The following is a 16,247-nucleotide window of genomic DNA, read 5'->3' as shown; positions in this document are numbered from 1 at the left end:
AGAGGTCAATGCCATGACCGACATGATCACCCCCGAGCTAGTCACCCTCGATCAGCATCACGGCGACGACAGCGCCGCCGTCATCCGGGCCCTCGCCGAACGCATCGTCGCGCACGGGCGCGCGACCGATGCCGAGGCGCTGTCCGCAGACGCCCTGGCCCGCGAGCAGAAAGATTCGACCGGCATCCCGGGCGGCATCGCCATCCCCCACTGCCGGTCGGCCGCCGTCACGCGCCCGACCCTCGCGATGTCGCGCCTGAGGCCCGGCGTCGACTTCGGCGCCGGCGACGGCCCGGCCGATCTCGTGTTCTTCATCGCCGCGCCCGAAGGGGCCGACGACGCGCACCTCGAGTTGCTTTCGAAGCTCGCGCGCTCCCTCATCCGACCCGACTTCACGCAGGCGCTGCGCGAGGCCGACACGACGGCCGACGTCGTCGCCCTCGTGGACGACGCGATCGGTGAGGGCCGTGAGCGGCCGGTTCCCGGGGCCGGCGAGACGGCCCCGACGGATGCTGCGAGTGGCGCCGGGGCATCCGGCGCTCCTGACGCGGCCGACGTGAACGACGCATCCGGCGGCGCGGAAGCGACGGGCGCCCGGATGACGATCATCGCCGTGACCGCCTGCGCGACCGGCATCGCGCACACCTTCATGGCGGCCGACTCGCTCGCGGAAGCCGGCAAGCAGGCCGGCGTCGACCTGCACGTCGAGCCGCAGGGCTCCGGCTCGGTCAGACCGCTCGACCCTGCAGTGGTCGACCGGGCGCAGGCCGTGATCTTCGCGACCGATGTCGACGTGCGCGACCGGGCCCGCTTCGTGGGCAAGCCCGTGATCCAGGTGCCCGTCAAGCGGGGGATCGACCAGGCGCCGGAACTCATCGAGCGCGCCGTCGCCGCCGCGCGCGACCCGCAGGCGCCCCGCGTGCGCGCGCAGGACGCCGACGGCGAGGCGGCCGGCTCGCCCCGACCGGGCCGGCGCGAGCCGGTCGGCAAGCGCATCCAGCGCTGGCTCATGACCGGCGTGAGCTACATGATCCCGTTCGTCGCGGGCGGCGGTCTCCTCATCGCCCTCGGGTTTCTGCTCGGCGGCTACGACATCACCGACACGGCGGCCGACATCCTCGTCGAGAACGCGCTGTGGAACCTCCCGGAGGGCGGCCTCGGCGCCTATCTCGGTGCGGTTGCGTTCATGATCGGCAACGCCAGCATGGCGTTCCTCGTACCGGCCCTGGCCGGGTATATCGCCTATGCGATCGCCGACCGTCCTGGGATCGCCCCCGGCTTCGTCGCGGGGTCGGTGGCCCTGCTCATGAGTGCCGGCTTCATCGGCGGACTCGTGGGCGGCCTCATCGCCGGCGGCGTCGCCTGGTGGCTCGGCACGTGGCGAGTGCCGCGCTGGCTCGCTGGCCTCATGCCGGTCGTGATCATCCCGCTCGTCGCCTCGATCGTCGCATCCGGAAGCCTGGCCCTCGTGCTCGGTGGGCCCATCGCGGCGCTCATGAACGCGCTCGACGCATGGCTCGGCGGGCTCACGGGCGGCAGCGCGGTGCTGCTCGGTGCGCTGCTCGGCGCCATGATGTGCTTCGACCTCGGCGGACCGATCAACAAGGTCGCCTACTCGTTCGCGGTTGCCGGCCTCGGCGCCGGGGCCGTCGACAATCAAGCGCCGTGGCTCATCATGGCCGCCGTCATGGCAGCGGGCATGGTGCCCCCGCTCGGCATGGCCCTCGCCACCTTCGTCGCCCCGAGGCGCTTCTCCAGGATCGAGCGGGAGAACGGCAAGGCGGGCGTGCTGCTCGGAGCCGCATTCATCTCCGAGGGCGCGATCCCGTTCGCCGCGGCCGATCCGCTACGCGTGCTCCCGGCCACCATCGCCGGGGGTGCGGTCACCGGTGCCATCACCATGGGCATGGGCGTCACCTCGCAGGCGCCCCACGGCGGCATCTTCGTCTTCTTCGCGATCGGCAACGTGCTGTGGTTCGTGCTCGCGGTGCTCATCGGCGCCGTCGTCACGGCACTCGTCACCATGGGGCTCAAGATCGTGACGGGCCGACGGGCCGAGCCTGACACCGCGACGGGTGCGACGCCGGTCGCGGCCGGCCGTACGCCCTCCGCCGACGCGACCGCTGCCACTCCCGCAAGCGCAGCCGAACGCGCCGGGACAGCCGGCTGAGCCGAACCGCGCAGGCGTCCGGGCGACGATCCGGCGCCACGCGGTTCAGTGCGGCGCGTCGCCCAGTTCGCCGGCGAGCTGGGCGGCGCGCAGCTCGTACAGGGCGTCCGCGGGCTCGAACGTGCCGACGAAGTGCCCGTTGAGCTCAAGCGTCAGGTGACCGATGAGCGCGCTGAGGGCGTTTGCCAGCCGCAGTGCCTGCCCCGGCGACACGCCAATCACCGCCCCCATACGGCCGGCCTGCTCGGCCAGCACTGGCGTCGCCGGCGGGTCCTCGCCGGCGCCCGCCGGGCGGGCCCGCCCGGCGGCGCCGACGTCCCCGGCCCCTCCGTCGCCGGACCCGCCGGGACGGGATCCGCGGGGATCCACGACCGCGGCGAATGCCCCGACCACTCTCGCGGCGAGTCCGATCGTCTCGGGCGGCGCGGAGTAGTCCGGGATCGCCGACCCGTACACCAGCGCGAACTGGTGTGGCGCGCCGATCGCCCAGCGCCGCAGCGCGACCGCGCGTGCGGCGAAGTCGCGGGGCGACCGCTCGAGCTCCTCGGCCAGCTCGATGTAGGCGTCGACGAGGAGGCCCGTGATGAGGTCGTCGCGACTCGCGTAGTACCGGTAGACGTTCGACGAGACCATGCCGAGCTCGCGCGCGATGGCGCGAAGCGAGAGCCCGCCTGGGCCCGCCCTTGCGAGTTGCGCACGCGCCCGGTCCTTGATCCGTTCGAGCGTGGCCGCTCGTCGCGCGGCGCGCGGAAGCTTGTCGTCGGTCTCGGGCATTGCTCCATCATGCCCTCCGAGCCGAGATGAATGTGAGCGCCGCTCTTGACTCAAAGGAGAGCGGTGCTCACACTTAGAGTGATCGGTGCTCACAATTGGAGGAACCATGCTCACCCTCGGACAACGACTCTGGCCGACCCTCGCGGGTCTCGGCTTCGCCGCCTTCCCCCTGCTTCGCCCGTACGGGGACAAGACCGGCGACGCGGCCGATGCCGCCGCCGCCTTCGCCGATCCGTCGTGGGTCGCCTCGCACGGCGTCTGCATGATCGCCTTCATCGCCCTGGCCCTCGCGCTTCGCGCCCGCGGTGCCCGCCGGAGCGAGCTGGGCGCATGGGTCGGCACCGGACTCCTCCTGCCCTTCTACGGGGCCGAGACCTTCGGCCTGCACGCCATCGGCACCCACGCGACGATCTCCGGGGCCGATGACCTATGGCAACTCGCCGACGGGGTACGCAATCAGCCAGTCGCCCTCGCCTGCTTCGCGCTCGGCCTCCTCGCCCTCGCCGCTGTCGGCGTCGGCGTTGCGGTCTCGTCATGGCGCTCGGGAGCCGTGACGCGGATTGCGGCGATCATCGTGGCGGCGGGCCTGGTCACGTACCTTCCGCAGTACTTCCTGCCGGAGACGGGCCGCGTGATCCACGGCGTCGCCCTCGGCATCGGGCTCTTGTTGCTCGCCGCGGCACCGGCCCGAGCAGCACGGACGCCGTCGCCGGCACCCGAGGCGATTCCTCGCCCAATCGGGCCCGAGGTCGGCGAGAATGGGCCAAATCGAACTGTCGAAAGGACAAACCATGGCTGAACGCCAGGCAACCATCGCAAGCACGTCGGGCCTGCACGCTCGCCCAGCGAAGCTCTTCGTGGAGGCGGTGCAGAGGCAGCCGGTGCCGGTGACCATTCAGGTGGGAGAGGGCCCCGCGCTGAACGCCGGCAGCATCCTTTCGCTCATGGGACTCGGCGCCGCGCACGGCACGGTCGTGACCCTCAAGGCAGAAGGCGATGGTGCCGACGACGCGCTCGACGAGCTCAAGACCTTGCTCGAGACGGACCTCGACGCCGCCTGAACGCGCCGGCAACGAGAAACGCCCCGTGTCGCCCAGTTCACTGGGCCACGCGGGGCGTCGTACGTGGTGGCGAGTGAGGGATTCGAACCCCCGAAGGCTGAGCCGTCTGATTTACAGTCAGATCCCTTTGGCCGCTAGGGTAACTCGCCATGCGGACGCGCTGGAGCGCGATCGCGCAGAGGAGATCGTATCGCGCGCGCCGTCGGATCGCGAATCGGATCGAAGCAACGACGCGCCGGAGAGGCCCTCACATTCTCACCCGCTCGTGATCCTCACAAACTCACAGCACAGTCAAACTCACAGGCTCACCTCGTACGCTCAACCGCTCACATTCTCGGGGCAGCGGCGCGCGAGCAGCGACGCAAACGACCACACGACTGACGCAACGGAGGAGCAACCTCGCCATGCGCCGACGCGAGATCAGCGACAACCCCTTCCGGCCGGGATTCGGCCCGACGCCACCCGAGCTCGCCGGCCGTGAGGCGATCATCGACGCGTACGGTGAGGCCTTCTTACCGGGCACGTGGTCGACCTGGCGCGCGACCATCATCTCGGGGCACCGTGGCATCGGCAAGACGACGCTGCTCGGCGCCCTCGAAAAGGAGGCCGCCCGGGCGGGCTGGCTCGTCGCCTCGACGACTGCGCGCCGCGGCGTCGTCGGCGAACTCGTCAATGATCGTCTGCCACGGCTGCAGACGGAGGCAGACAGGCGCGGCGCCAAGACCCGGATCTCCGGTCTGGGCTTCGCCGGTGTCACCGTCCAGCGGACGGTCGCCGACCGGTCACCGACGACCCCGACACTGCGTGGTCGCGTCGAGGATCTCCTCAACATTCCTGGCGTCACCGGCTTGCTCATCAGCATCGACGAGCTGAACCCGCGCGCCGTCGAAGACCTCGCCGAGGTCGTCGACGTCGTCCAGCACGGATTTCGCGAGAACCGCCCGATCGCCGTTCTCGGGGCCGGACTGTTCCCCGACATCGCGGATCTCAGGCGGCACCCCGGGCTCACATTCCTACACCGAGCTCACAGCGTCGAGTTGCCGCAGCTCACCTACGACCAGACCCTCACAGCGCTGCGCGATCCGATAACCGCCGGCGGACGTCACATCGACGAGGAGGCGCTGCGCCTCGCGGCCGCCATCACGCAGGGCTACCCGTACCTCACCCAGGTCATCGGCGCTGACGCGTGGGATGCCCGTCCCGACGAGCTCGAGATCACGCGCGACGACGTCGAGGGCGCGTTTCCGACTGCCCACCGGCTCATGAACGAGCAGGTCCTCCGCCCAACCATCGCGCGCCTGCCGGATGCCCTCGTCGACTACCTGCTCGCGATGGCGGTCGATGACGGGCCGAGCCTCGCCCGTGATCTCGAGGCACGGCTCGGAATCGCCTCGAACACCCTCGCGAACCGCCGCGCCAGGCTGCTGCACGAGGAACGGATGATCGCGGCCGTCGGACACGGAACGGTCGACTTCGCCCTGCCGTACCTCCGAGAGTTCTTGCGCGACCTCGCCGCCGAGCGCGCCAATCGCCACGTGCTCGGCCGGCGCCCGGATTTCCCCCCGCCCCCGCCGCTGCCCGGCCGGGCGGCGCCGGATGGCCAGGGCTCAGCACTACGATGACGGGCATGGCAGATTCTTCGTTTGACGTGGTGAGCAAGGTCGACAAGATGGAGGCCGAGAACGCCGTCAACCAGGCGCGCAAAGAGATCGACCAGCGCTATGACTTCAAGGGCACCGGCGCCTCGGTCGAGTGGTCGGGCGAGATGATCCTCATCAAGGCCTCGACGGAGGAGCGCGCGAAGGCGGTTCTCGACGTGCTGCAGTCGAAGTTCATCAAACGCGGCTTCTCGCTGAAGACCCTCGACTCGGGCGATCCGTACGCCTCGGGCAAGGAGTTCCGCATCGAGACGCGCTTGAAGGAGGGCATCGACCAGGCGAACGCGAAGAAGCTCTCGAAGCTCATCCGCGACGAGGCCCCCAAGTCGGTCAAGAGCCAGATTCAAGGCGACGAGCTGCGGGTGCAGTCGAAGAGCCGCGACGACCTGCAGGCCGCCATCACGCTGCTGAAGGGCGCCGACGTCGACGTCGACCTGCAGTTCATCAACTTCCGCTAGCGGTTCACCGTAGCGCGCGCGATGTTGGAGCCGATCGACGAGTTCGTCGGCACGTTCATCGACGTACAGGGGCTGGTGACGCTGCTCATCACGGTGTTCAACACCGTCGTCATCGTCCTCGCCATCGTCTTCATCCCGCGAAATCGTCGCCCCACGACGGCGCTCGCGTGGATCCTCACGATCGCGATCCTGCCGATCGTCGGCCTCCTGATCTTCTTCCTCTTCGGCACGAACCAGCTCTCGACGAAGCGCCGCCGCAAGCAGGCCGAGGTCGACGCGATCATCAGCCGGGCCGTCGGGCAGATCGATGCGTCGGAGCTACAACGTACCGAGCCCCCGTGGTTCCACCAGGTCGCAGAGCTCAACACGAACCTCACCTCGATCCCCCTCGCGGACGACAACGCGCTCGAACTGCACAGCGGCTATCACCGGGCGATTGAGCGCATCGTCGACGCCATCGACACGGCGACCGGCTTCGTCCACGTGCTGTACTACACGCTGAGCTACGACGAGACGACGGCGCCCGTCTTCGACGCCCTGGAGCGGGCGACCCAGCGGGGCGTCCGCGTACGCGTGCTCTACGACCACATCGGGTCGTTCAAATACCGCGGCTACCGGCGCATGAAACGGCGGCTGACCGAGATCGGCGCCGAGTGGCGGCCGACCCTGTCGCTGTGGCCGTGGGAGGGCGGACTGCAGCGCCTCGACCTGCGCAACCACCGCAAGATCGTCGTCGTCGACGGCCGCGTCGCCTTCGTCGGCTCGCAGAACCTCATCGACCGCGGCTATCAGAAGCGAAATAGCCGACTGCAGTGGAAGGACCTCGTGCTGCGCCTCGAGGGGCCGATGGCGCAAGGTGTCAACGCCGTGTTCATCTCGGACTGGTTCGCCGAGACCGACGAGCTGCTGTCCCAGGTCGACCCCGCCGAGGTGCCGGGGCAGCACGAGCACGACACACCGCCCGCCGAGGAACTGCCCGTCGAGCGGTACGCGACGCAGCTCGTCCCCTCGGGCCCCGGTTACGAGACCGAGAACAATCTGCGGCTCTTCAACCAGCTCATCTATCTGGCGCAGCAGCGACTCGTGATCGTGAGCCCGTACTTCGTTCCGGACGACTCCCTCCGCTACGCCATCACCACGGCAGTGCAACGGGGGGTCTCGGTCGAGCTCTACGTGGGCGAGATCGGCGATCAGTTCTTCGTGTATCACGCGCAGCGCTCGTACTACGAAGAACTCCTCCGCGCGGGAGTGCGCATCTGGCTCTACGGCAGTCCGTACATCCTGCACTCGAAGCACATGACCGTCGACGACGCCATCACCGTGATCGGCTCGAGCAACATGGACATGCGGTCGTTCACGCTCAACGCCGAGCTCATGCTCATGGTTCACGGCAAGTCGTTCGTGCAACGCATGCGCGAGGTCGAGAACGGCTACCGGGCGAGGGCGACCGAGCTCACACTCGAGGAGTGGAAGGCGCGCCCGCTCGTGACGCGCGTGTTCGACAACGTCGCGCGCCTCACGAGCGTGATGCAGTAGCGGTCCGGTCAGCCCGCGTGGCGCAGGCGGTACCCGTAGTCGGGGCCGGCGGAGCGCTCCTCCGCCGCGATGTGTTCGGGGCGCGGATCGGCCGCCGTCCCACCCTCCGCGACAGCGGCAGCCTGGTCGACGTGGGCGAACTCCGGGGGCGCGTCGAGCGTGTCGGCGCTCAGGGGGTCGGCTGCGGCATCCTGCGCGTCGTCGCCGCCGCCCTCGCCGTCGTCGGCGGGGTGCGGCACGTCGAGCTCGGGGCTGTAGCTCGTGAGCTGCAGCACGCGTCCGCCGTGGAGCAGCGTGATCGAATGGAACTCGCCGTCGGGCGTGCGCAGTTCCAGGCGCAGCGACCCGTCGACCTTCGGCGCGTACGTGCGCCCCGAACTGCCCTCGGCGTTCCACTCCGCCTCCGCCGACGCGAAGCTCGCGCCGGCGTCGAAGGGGGCGAGGGTCCGTTCGACGCGGACTCGCTGCACCACGAACCGACCGCCCCTCGGACCATCGAGGTGCAGCACGCTCGGCGTCGCGATGGCACCGTCCTCGGCGGCGATGTTCGGCACGACCCCCGTCACGACGCGCGTCTGGGCGCGTCGCAGACGAAGCAGCGCCGCCGATCTGTCGGCGAACCAGTCGCTCATCCGTCACCTCTCCCCACTGGCCTCGCGCCGTGGCAGAACGAGACTACGAGGCCGTGCCGTTCGGCGCCAATGGGGAGGCCTCCACCGGGAGCCGGGCGACGTCGCGCGCCGGTGGAGAAGACAGCCGGCGGAGGAGCTCCCCCCAGATTCGGTACCGCGACCACGACGGGCCAGGAATGCGGTGCCTACTCCTCGCGCCGGCTGAGACTCTGTGAGCAGTCCGTCACTTCGGACCGCTCGCGCTCGTTCTCTGCGAGGTCTTCAGCGTACGAGCGATGCTCCGCTTCGGATATGGGGAGGACTCCCCATATCGCGTCGCACCACGAATGCGCCGCGGAACGAACGGGTCCGCGACACCCAGCGACGCGCCGCAGCAGGGCGACGCGCCGCAGCGCACCGACCTCAGCGTTCGTCGCGCGAAACCCTCAGCATCTCGTCCCGCTCCACGACCTTGATGCGCTCCCGCTCCCGTACGGCGCCACGACCGCGCTCGTGCTCGTCGAGCCGGTGCCATCCGGCGAGATCGGTCCAGCGCACGCCCCGCTCATCAAGCAGACGTACGATCGCGGCCTCCTCGGGCTCGGCCGGCGACCACCAGTTGCGCTGGTCGCGCACGAGGTTGCCGATCGTCTCCATGGCATCCGACTTCGTATGGCCGATGAGGCCGACCGGGCCCCGCTTGATCCAGCCGGTCGTGTACATGCCGTACGCCAGCTGACCGTCATCGTCGACGACCTGGCCCTCCCGGTTCGGGATGACACCGCGGCGCTCGTCGAAGGGCACACCCGGCAGGCGCGACCCGAAGTACCCGACCGCCCGGTACACCTGCTGCACGGGGTAGTCGCGGAACTCTCCCATGCCCCGAACACCGCCGGCCCCGTCTGGCTCGGTGCGCTCGACGCGCAGGCCCGACACGGCCCCGTTCTCGGTGAGCACCTCGTGGGGTTTCGCGTAGAAGTGCAGGTGGATGCGGCGCGATGCAGTGTTCTCGCCCGCGGCCGCCTTCTCGCGCCACTTGCGGGTGATACGGCCGATCACCATGAGCTGCTTGTTCGTCTCGGCGAGCTGGAGCGCCTCAGGGTCCCGGCCGAAATCCTCCTCGTACACGACCACGTCGACGCCGGGCACCTCGCCCAGCTCGCGCAGCTCGAGCGGCGTGAACTTCACCTGCGCCGGCCCGCGGCGACCGAACACGTGCACGTCGGTGACGGCCTTGGCGCGCAGACCCTCGTAGACGTTGTCGGGGATCTCGGTCGAGAGCATGTCGTCGGCGTCCTTCGCGAGCACGCGCGCGACGTCGAGCGCGACGTTGCCATTGCCGATGACGGCGACCGAGGTGGCGTCGAGCGGCCAGTCGCGGGGCACGTCGGGATGCCCGTCGTACCAGTTGACGAAGTCGGCGGCACCGAAGCTCCCCTCGGCGTCGTTGCCCGGAATGTCGAGGTCGGCGTCGCGCACGGCGCCCGTTGCGAAGATGACGGCGTTGTAGTGTCGCTTGACGTCGTCGAGCGTGAGGTCGGTGCCGAAGTCGACGTTGCCGAAGATGCGGATGCGACCCGTGTCGAGCACCTCGCGCAGCGCGCCGATGATCCCCTTGATGCGCGGGTGATCCGGCGCCACCCCGTAGCGCACGAGCCCGTACGGTGCGGGCAGGCGATCGAAGAGGTCGATGGAGATGTCGAACTGATGCTCGGATTTCAGCAGGATGTCGGCGGCGTAGATGCCAGCCGGTCCCGCCCCGACGATGGCGAGACGAAGCGTCCCGCGGTGCCCGGCGGCGGTATCGACATTGGCCATGCGTTCTCCTGGTGCTTCGTTGGGCGCGTCGTTTTGCTTCGCCTGGCGCGTCATCGATCGCGCGCGACGACGTCTTCGGCGAATCGCTCGAGGGCGTGCTTGACGACGCCCGCCTTGACCGGAGCGAGCGCGTCGAGGGCGAGGGCGGCCCAGCGCTGCGCCTCGTCGCGCGTCTGCGCCGTGACGGGGTGTTCGCGCAGTTCCTCGACGATCGCGGCGATCTCGGGGTCGTCCGAGGCCGGTTCCGTGCCGGCGACCCTGGTTCGGATTCGATCGAGCAGGTCGGCCGAGGCAGCGTCGGTTTCGGCCCGCTTCGCGAGCAGCAGCACGGGAAGTGTCTCGACGCCCGCCCGCAGGTCGGTTCCGGCCCGCTTCCCGGTGTCCTCCGCGTACGGCGAGAGATCGATGACGTCGTCGGCGATCTGGAAGGCGACGCCGACGCGCTCGCCATACGCCTCGAGCGCATCCACGTACGCTTCTGGGCCCCGCGACGCGAGCACGCCGAACTGCGCCGCAGAGGCGATGAGCGCCCCGGTCTTGTCGGCGAGCACCTGGATGTAGTGGTCGACGGGGTCGTGGTCGTCCCGCGGGCCGATGGTCTCGCGCAGCTGCCCCAGGACGAGGCGCTCGAACGTGCTCGACTGCAGCTCGATCGCCCGCTGCCCGAGCCTCGCGAAAAGCCGGCTCGATCTCGCGAACAGCAGATCACCTGCGAGGATCGCCACCGAGTTCGTCCAGTTGAGGTGCGCCGCCGTCACGCCGCGTCGCAGGTCGGCCTCGTCCATAACATCGTCGTGGTAGAGACTCGCGAGGTGCGTGAGCTCGACCGCCGACGCGGCCGTGAAGACGTCGTCGTGGTCCGGCTGCTCGCCGAACTGGGCCGCGAGTAGCGTCAACATCGGCCGCATCCGCTTCCCTCCCGCATTGAGCAGGTAGGTCGTCGTGACGTCGGCGAAGTCATCGGCGAACTTCACGTCGGCGGCGAGCTGCGACTCGACGCGCTCGAGCCCGGCATCCAGGACCTCACGAAGACGTTCTTCGCCAGGACCCAGCCCGCCGGGCTCGCCCGGCGGCGACACGAAGCCGGGCGAGGGGCGACGCGGTGCCGATTGGGGCTTCACGCGGGTCATCTCCTGGTGGTGCGGGGGCGGGGGGCTGCCCGCGGCGATCACTGGTCGGTCTCGTCGGACGATTCGTCGAGGGGCGTGAACCCCTTGTGCAGCGCGACCATGCCGAAGCTGAGGTTGCGGTACTTCACGCGCTCGAACCCGGCGGTGCGGAGCCAGCCCGCGAGCACGGGCTGGGGCGGCCAGGCCTCGATGCTCTCATTGAGATACGCGTAGGCGTCGGCGTCACTCGACACCGCCCGGACGACCGCCGGCATGATGCCCTTCATATAGGCGGTGTAGAAGGCGCGAACGGGCGCGCTCGTCACGGTCGAGAACTCGCAGATCACGGCGCGCCCGCCCGGCCGCAGCACGCGCAGCATCTCATCGATAGCGGTCTGCGGCTTCTGCACGTTGCGAAGGCCGAAGCTGATCGTGACGGCGTCGAACGAGGCATCGTCGAATGGCAGCGCCATGGCATCGCCCTGGACGAAGTCGATCCTCGGGTCGTCTCCGTGGCGGCGCCTGCCCTCGTCGATCATGCCCTGCGAGAAGTCGAGTGCCACCACGTCGGCACCGGCGTCGGCGAACTGCTTCGACATCGTGCCGGTGCCCGCAGCAATGTCGAGCACCCGATCGCCCGGGCGCGCGCGCACGGCGTGACGCGTCTGCGACCGCCAGTACGGCGCGATGCCGGCGGTGAGGATGTCGTTCGTGCGGTCGTAGTGCTTCGATACGCGATCGAACATGCTCGACACCTGCTCGGGACGCTTCTGCAGGTCGGGAGTGGTCACCGGGTCATCCTACGCTGTGGCGCGTCGCCGCCACCTCCGCCACCGGCCCTCCTCGCCACGACTACGCTCGTGGGCATGCCCGTGCTGCCCCGTCTCCGCACCCGCACGGTGGTGGCCGAAGACCCGGGCAACCTGATCCTGCACACCGACCCCTGGCATCCGGTCGTGTGGCTTCGGAGGGGCGAGGGGCTCGCCGCGTCGGGGACCGCCTGGGAGGGCCGGTTCCGCGGATCGTCGCGCGTTCCGGATGCCGGAGTCGCGTGGAGCGAGCTCGTCGCGGCTGCCGAGATCGACGACGACGTGCAGGTTCCCGGCTCAGGTCTCGTCGGGTTCGCGGCATTCGCGTTCGACGACCATTCACGCGCCGCGAGCGTGCTGCGGGTGCCGAGGACCGTGGTGGGGCGTCGTGACGGGGCCTGCTTCGTGACGACGATCACGGCCGACGGCGCCGAGCCCTCCCGGCCGACGCTCGGTGCACAGGCACCGCTGGGGGTGGATGCTCGCACGCGCTTTCGCGAGGGCGCCATGACGGCCTCGGCGCACACGCACGCCATCACGCACGCGGTCGACCTGATCCGCGAGGGCGTGCTCACGAAGGTGGTGATCGCGCGCGATCTCGACGGTCGGCTCGCCGCCGGCGCCGACCGTCGGCACGTGCTCACGCGGCTCGCCGATTCGTACAGCGACTGCTGGACCTACGCCGTCGACGGCCTGGTCGGCGCAAGCCCCGAGATGCTCGTGCGGGTCCTCGGCGGCCAGGTCTCGGCACGCGTGCTCGCCGGTACGACGCGACGAGGCCGAACGCCGCAGGAGGACGCGTCACTCGAGCACGACCTTCGCCGCAATCCCAAGGACCGCATCGAACACCGGCTCGCGATCGACAGCGCGATCGCGCAGCTCGCGAGCCTGGACGACCACGACGAGCCGGAGACGGGCCTCACCGTGAGTCCGGAGCCATTTGCGCTCGCCCTACCGAACGTGTGGCACCTCGCGAGCGACATCCGCGGCGCACTGCCGCAGGGGCGCACCGTGCTCGACCTCGTGCACGCCCTTCACCCGACGGCGGCCGTCGGGGGAACCCCGACCGGTGTCGCGGTCGAGACGATCAGGCGTCTCGAGCGCTATGACCGGCGTCGGTACGCGGGACCGGTCGGTTGGCTCGATTGGCGCGGCGACGGCGAGTTCGCGGTCGCGCTGCGCGGGGCCGAGATCGATGACGACGGGCGCGTCACGGCGTTCGCGGGCGGGGGCATCGTCGCCGATTCGAACCCTATGGAGGAGTTCGCCGAGACGGAGCTGAAGTTCCGGCCGATCACGCAGGCCCTCGGCGACGACACGGAGCGGGACGCCCCGCCTCGACTCGGCCCGAGATGACGCGAGGCCGGGGCGGCGACCGACTCCCGGCTATCGGCTCTCGGCGAGCCGTCGGCGCTCCACGTCGACGTCGTAGCCGGCCTCCGGCCACTGCGGGTCGAGCTCCCGCAGCGCGCCGAGCAGAAGCTCCTTGACCGCGAGGCGCGCGTACCACTTCCGATTCGCCGGCACGCAGTACCAGGGCGCCTCGTCGATCGACGTGCGCCGCAGCGCGAGCTCGTAGGCCGCCTGATAGTCGTCCCACAGCATCCGTTCGTCGATGTCGCCCGGTTCGTACTTCCAGTGCTTGTCCGGGCGAGCGAGCCGCCTCGCGAGGCGGTCGGCCTGCTCGTCCTTCGAGATGTGCAGCATGACCTTGATGACGGCGGTGCCCGCCGCGACGAGCTCGCGCTCGAAGTCGACGATCGCGCCGTAGCGCCGCTCGATCTCTTCGGGCGGCGCGAACTGGCGCACTCGCTGGATCAGGACGTCCTCGTAGTGTGAGCGGTCGAACACGCCGATCATTCCTGACTCCGGCAGGCGGCGCTCGATGCGCCAAAGGAAGTCGTGTCGCCGCTCTTCCTCGGTCGGCGCCTTGAACGACGCGATCTGCACGCCCTGCGGATCGACGCTGCCGATCACGTGGCGCAGGATGCCGCCCTTGCCCGCGGTGTCCATGCCCTGCAGCACCAGCAGCAGCGACGGGGCGTCACCACCGACGCGCGCCTGCGCGAACATGCGTTCCTGCAGTTCGGTGACCACGTCGTCTTCGGCGTGGGCGAGCGCATTGCCCGCACGCTTGCCGCCGTCGAATCCGGGGGTCGATGCGGGGTCGATGTCCTCGAGCCGGAAATCGTCGGTCACGCGAAGGTGGTCAGCGAGCTGGATGCTGGTCATGACCGGATCGTAGTGGGCCGTCGGGCGCCTGCCCCCACGGAAGCGACCGCGGCGGGCAGGCTCGTGGTCGTATAGAGCGCCGCGTGCATCTCAGCGCGGCAGCGGCACTTCCACGACAATCCGCTCGTGCTCGTGGCTCGTCAGCGCAGCCTCGAGCTCGGCGCGGGTCGCGGCACGTATGTGGTGCCAGCCGTAGGCGGTCGCGATCGCGCGGAGGTCCGCCGCGTGCGGTGTGTACAGCACGCGCTCCAGTGCCGCGCGACCGGCCGAGTTCCCGACTTCGAGGCCGTCGAAGATCGTTCCTCCGCCGTCGTTGCCCACGATGATCTGCATCCGCGGGGCGGGTTCACCTCCCTGCCCGGCGAGCAGCGAACCCGCATCGTGCAGGAACGCGAGGTCGCCCAGCAGCACGCGTGTCACGCCAGCGGCGGACGGCGCGAAGTCGGACTGGCTCGCAGCCGCGACGCCGAGGGCCGTCGCGATGGTGCCGTCGATGCCCGCGAGGCCGCGGTTGGCGTGCACGCGCAGCGGTTTCCCGGTTGCGCGACCGTCGAGCACGCGCACGAGGCGCGAGGCGCCGAGCACCAACCGGTCGTGAGGCCAGGTGGCGCGCCACACCGCGTCGACGAGCAGTTCACGCGTCACCGATTGGCGGGCCACCGCGAGCTCGCCGCGAGCGAAGCGGCTGCGCTCGGCGTGGGCGCTCGAGACGACCGCATTGAGGTCGGGAGCCGGAGGATCCGAGCTTGCGGCGGCGACGAGTTCGTGACTCGCCCGCACCCACGCGCGCAGCCATGCGCGCGGGTCGACGAGTTCACCGCGGTGCGCCCGCACGTCAGTGCTTCGCGGGGTCTCGTTCCGGGCGATCTCGATGCGGTCGACCCTCTCGGCGACCCGCGCCGGGGGGCCGTAAGGCTCGCCACCGGTCGGCCCCACGACGATCGCCTCGACGTCGTCGCGAGCCACGAGCGCAGGCACTTCGCGGCTGAGGGTCGGGTGTCCGAACACGAGCACGCGGCCCACGAGATCGCGGAGCTCGGGTGACGGAGAGGCGTGGCCGAGCAACTCACGGTAGGCGATCACGAGGTTCCGCCCGAAACGCGACCCGCTCGACACCTCGGCGACGAGGGGCAGTCCTGCCTCGTGCGCGACGCGTTCGGCGTCGGGCCCGGCCAGATCGCCCGCGACCACCAGTGTGGGCACGCCGTCGGCGGGGTCGATGGTGCGAACACGTTCGTTCTCCCGCACCGTCGCCCGCTCCCGTCGCGCAGGCGGCGCCTCACCCAGCACCGCGTCGAGGTCCGGCAGCGCCGAACTGAGCGGATCGCGGAATGCGACGTTCACGTGGAGGGCGCCGCGGGTGTCGGTAATCGAGACGGCCAGCTCGCGAGCGCGCCTGTCGTCGTCGGACGCATCCAAGCCGCCGGGGGCGGGGACGTCGACGAACGGCACGAGCGGACCGAACACCCCCGGTTGCACGGTCGCCTGGTTGGCACCGACGCCGACGAGCTCGGGCGGGCGGTCGGCCGTTATCGCCACGAGCGGCACCCCGGCGTGGAAGGCCTCGAGCATCGCGGGATGCAGATTCGCGACGGCCGTCCCCGAGGTGGTGACCACCGCGACGCCGCGTGCCGTCTCGCGCGCGAGCCCCAGGGCGAAGAACGCCGCCGACCGCTCGTCATGCCGGACGTGCAGCCGTAGCCGGCCCCGCGCCTCGAGCTCGGCCGCGACGAGCGCCAGCGCCTGCGACCGCGAGCCTGGGCAGAGCACGAGATCGCGCATGCCGAGCCGCACGGCCTCGCCGAGCAGCCGGGCGGCGAACGCCGTCGACGGTGCCGTTCGCTCATCCGCGGGCTGGGACCGGCCCGGGGACTGAGACTGAGACGCGGACGCGGACGTTGCCGTCTGTTCGGCTGGGGCCTCGGCCGGTGACGTCGCCGCCGGCGGCTGCGCAGTCGTGGCGAACTCCCGTACCCGGCCGGCGTCGTTCAATACGCCAGGCTTTGACGGC

Annotated in this window: 14 protein-coding genes and 1 tRNA gene; 7 read left to right on the top strand and 8 right to left on the bottom strand. The window is 70.3% G+C overall.

The features are described from left to right. Positions 1-13: 13 nt before the first annotated feature. Positions 14-2,170, top strand: a complete 2,157-nt coding sequence (locus tag F8O04_RS09920) for a PTS fructose transporter subunit IIABC (protein ID WP_158029236.1) — start codon at positions 14-16, stop codon at positions 2,168-2,170. A 45-nt stretch (positions 2,171-2,215) separates the two neighbouring features. On the opposite strand, the gene F8O04_RS09915 is transcribed toward F8O04_RS09920, so the two are convergent. Then, entirely contained in the window at positions 2,216-2,944 is a 729-nt protein-coding gene (locus F8O04_RS09915) for a TetR/AcrR family transcriptional regulator (RefSeq protein WP_188726377.1), read from the bottom strand. Positions 2,945-3,050: 106 nt separating this feature from the next. Here F8O04_RS09915 and F8O04_RS09910 point away from each other — a divergent pair, with 106 nt between their 5' ends. Both F8O04_RS09910 and F8O04_RS09905 read left to right on the top strand, forming a co-directional pair. Next, positions 3,051-3,743 carry a hypothetical protein gene (locus F8O04_RS09910; RefSeq protein WP_188726376.1) on the top strand — a complete coding sequence of 231 codons (693 nt, stop codon included), beginning with the start codon at positions 3,051-3,053 and terminating at the stop codon, positions 3,741-3,743. Beyond that, entirely contained in the window at positions 3,736-4,005 is a 270-nt protein-coding gene (locus tag F8O04_RS09905) for an HPr family phosphocarrier protein (RefSeq protein ID WP_158029233.1), read from the top strand. The genes F8O04_RS09910 and F8O04_RS09905 overlap by 8 nt, the downstream gene beginning before the upstream one ends. 64 nt (positions 4,006-4,069) lie before the next feature. Here F8O04_RS09905 and F8O04_RS09900 read toward each other — a convergent pair. Continuing rightward, positions 4,070-4,154 (bottom strand) — tRNA-Tyr (locus F8O04_RS09900). Between the two features lie 255 nt (positions 4,155-4,409). Here F8O04_RS09900 and F8O04_RS09895 point away from each other — a divergent pair. From F8O04_RS09895 to cls, 3 genes are read left to right on the top strand one after another with little or no spacing between them, the layout of a single operon-like run. Next, a complete protein-coding gene (locus F8O04_RS09895) occupies positions 4,410-5,627 on the top strand; it encodes an ATP-binding protein (protein ID WP_158029232.1) in 1,218 nt (405 codons plus the stop codon). Positions 5,628-5,632: 5 nt separating this feature from the next. Further along, entirely contained in the window at positions 5,633-6,121 is a 489-nt protein-coding gene (locus F8O04_RS09890; RefSeq protein ID WP_158029231.1) for a YajQ family cyclic di-GMP-binding protein, read from the top strand. 21 nt (positions 6,122-6,142) lie between these two features. Next, entirely contained in the window at positions 6,143-7,657 is a 1,515-nt protein-coding gene (cls, locus tag F8O04_RS09885) for a cardiolipin synthase (protein WP_158029230.1), read from the top strand. An 8-nt stretch (positions 7,658-7,665) separates the two neighbouring features. Here the strand turns inward: cls and F8O04_RS09880 are convergent, their stop codons facing one another. The 4 genes from F8O04_RS09880 to ubiE all read right to left on the bottom strand — a co-directional run bounded on the left by F8O04_RS09880 (position 7,666) and on the right by ubiE (position 11,986). Beyond that, positions 7,666-8,289, bottom strand: a complete 624-nt coding sequence (locus F8O04_RS09880) for a hypothetical protein (protein ID WP_158029229.1) — start codon at positions 8,287-8,289, stop codon at positions 7,666-7,668. Positions 8,290-8,691: 402 nt separating this feature from the next. Beyond that, positions 8,692-10,086 carry an FAD-dependent oxidoreductase gene (locus F8O04_RS09875; RefSeq protein WP_158029228.1) on the bottom strand — a complete coding sequence of 465 codons (1,395 nt, stop codon included), beginning with the start codon at positions 10,084-10,086 and terminating at the stop codon, positions 8,692-8,694. Positions 10,087-10,136: 50 nt separating this feature from the next. Further along, positions 10,137-11,216 (bottom strand): polyprenyl synthetase family protein, encoded by a 1,080-nt coding sequence (locus F8O04_RS09870; RefSeq protein WP_158029227.1) that lies wholly within the window; start codon positions 11,214-11,216, stop codon positions 10,137-10,139. A gap of 38 nt (positions 11,217-11,254) precedes the next feature. Next, positions 11,255-11,986 carry a bifunctional demethylmenaquinone methyltransferase/2-methoxy-6-polyprenyl-1,4-benzoquinol methylase UbiE gene (gene ubiE, locus F8O04_RS09865; RefSeq protein ID WP_158029226.1) on the bottom strand — a complete coding sequence of 244 codons (732 nt, stop codon included), beginning with the start codon at positions 11,984-11,986 and terminating at the stop codon, positions 11,255-11,257. Positions 11,987-12,061: 75 nt separating this feature from the next. Between ubiE and F8O04_RS09860 the strand changes: the two genes are divergently transcribed. Beyond that, on the top strand, positions 12,062-13,360 hold the full coding sequence (locus F8O04_RS09860; protein ID WP_158029225.1) for an isochorismate synthase: 1,299 nt from the start codon (positions 12,062-12,064) through the stop codon (positions 13,358-13,360). A 30-nt stretch (positions 13,361-13,390) separates the two neighbouring features. Here the strand turns inward: F8O04_RS09860 and F8O04_RS09855 are convergent, their stop codons facing one another. Both F8O04_RS09855 and menD read right to left on the bottom strand, forming a co-directional pair. Next, the gene (locus F8O04_RS09855) at positions 13,391-14,236 is read right to left on the bottom strand and encodes a PPK2 family polyphosphate kinase (protein ID WP_158029224.1); all 846 of its coding nucleotides are present in this window, start codon (positions 14,234-14,236) and stop codon (positions 13,391-13,393) included. Positions 14,237-14,326: 90 nt separating this feature from the next. Continuing rightward, positions 14,327-16,228 (bottom strand): 2-succinyl-5-enolpyruvyl-6-hydroxy-3-cyclohexene-1-carboxylic-acid synthase, encoded by a 1,902-nt coding sequence (menD, locus tag F8O04_RS09850; protein WP_188726480.1) that lies wholly within the window; start codon positions 16,226-16,228, stop codon positions 14,327-14,329. Positions 16,229-16,247 lie beyond the last annotated feature (19 nt).

Origin of the sequence: Pseudoclavibacter endophyticus (assembly GCF_008831085.1) — a bacterium.
GTDB lineage: Bacteria > Actinomycetota > Actinomycetes > Actinomycetales > Microbacteriaceae > Pseudoclavibacter > Pseudoclavibacter endophyticus.
This window is presented reverse-complemented; position numbering and strand designations above follow the sequence as displayed.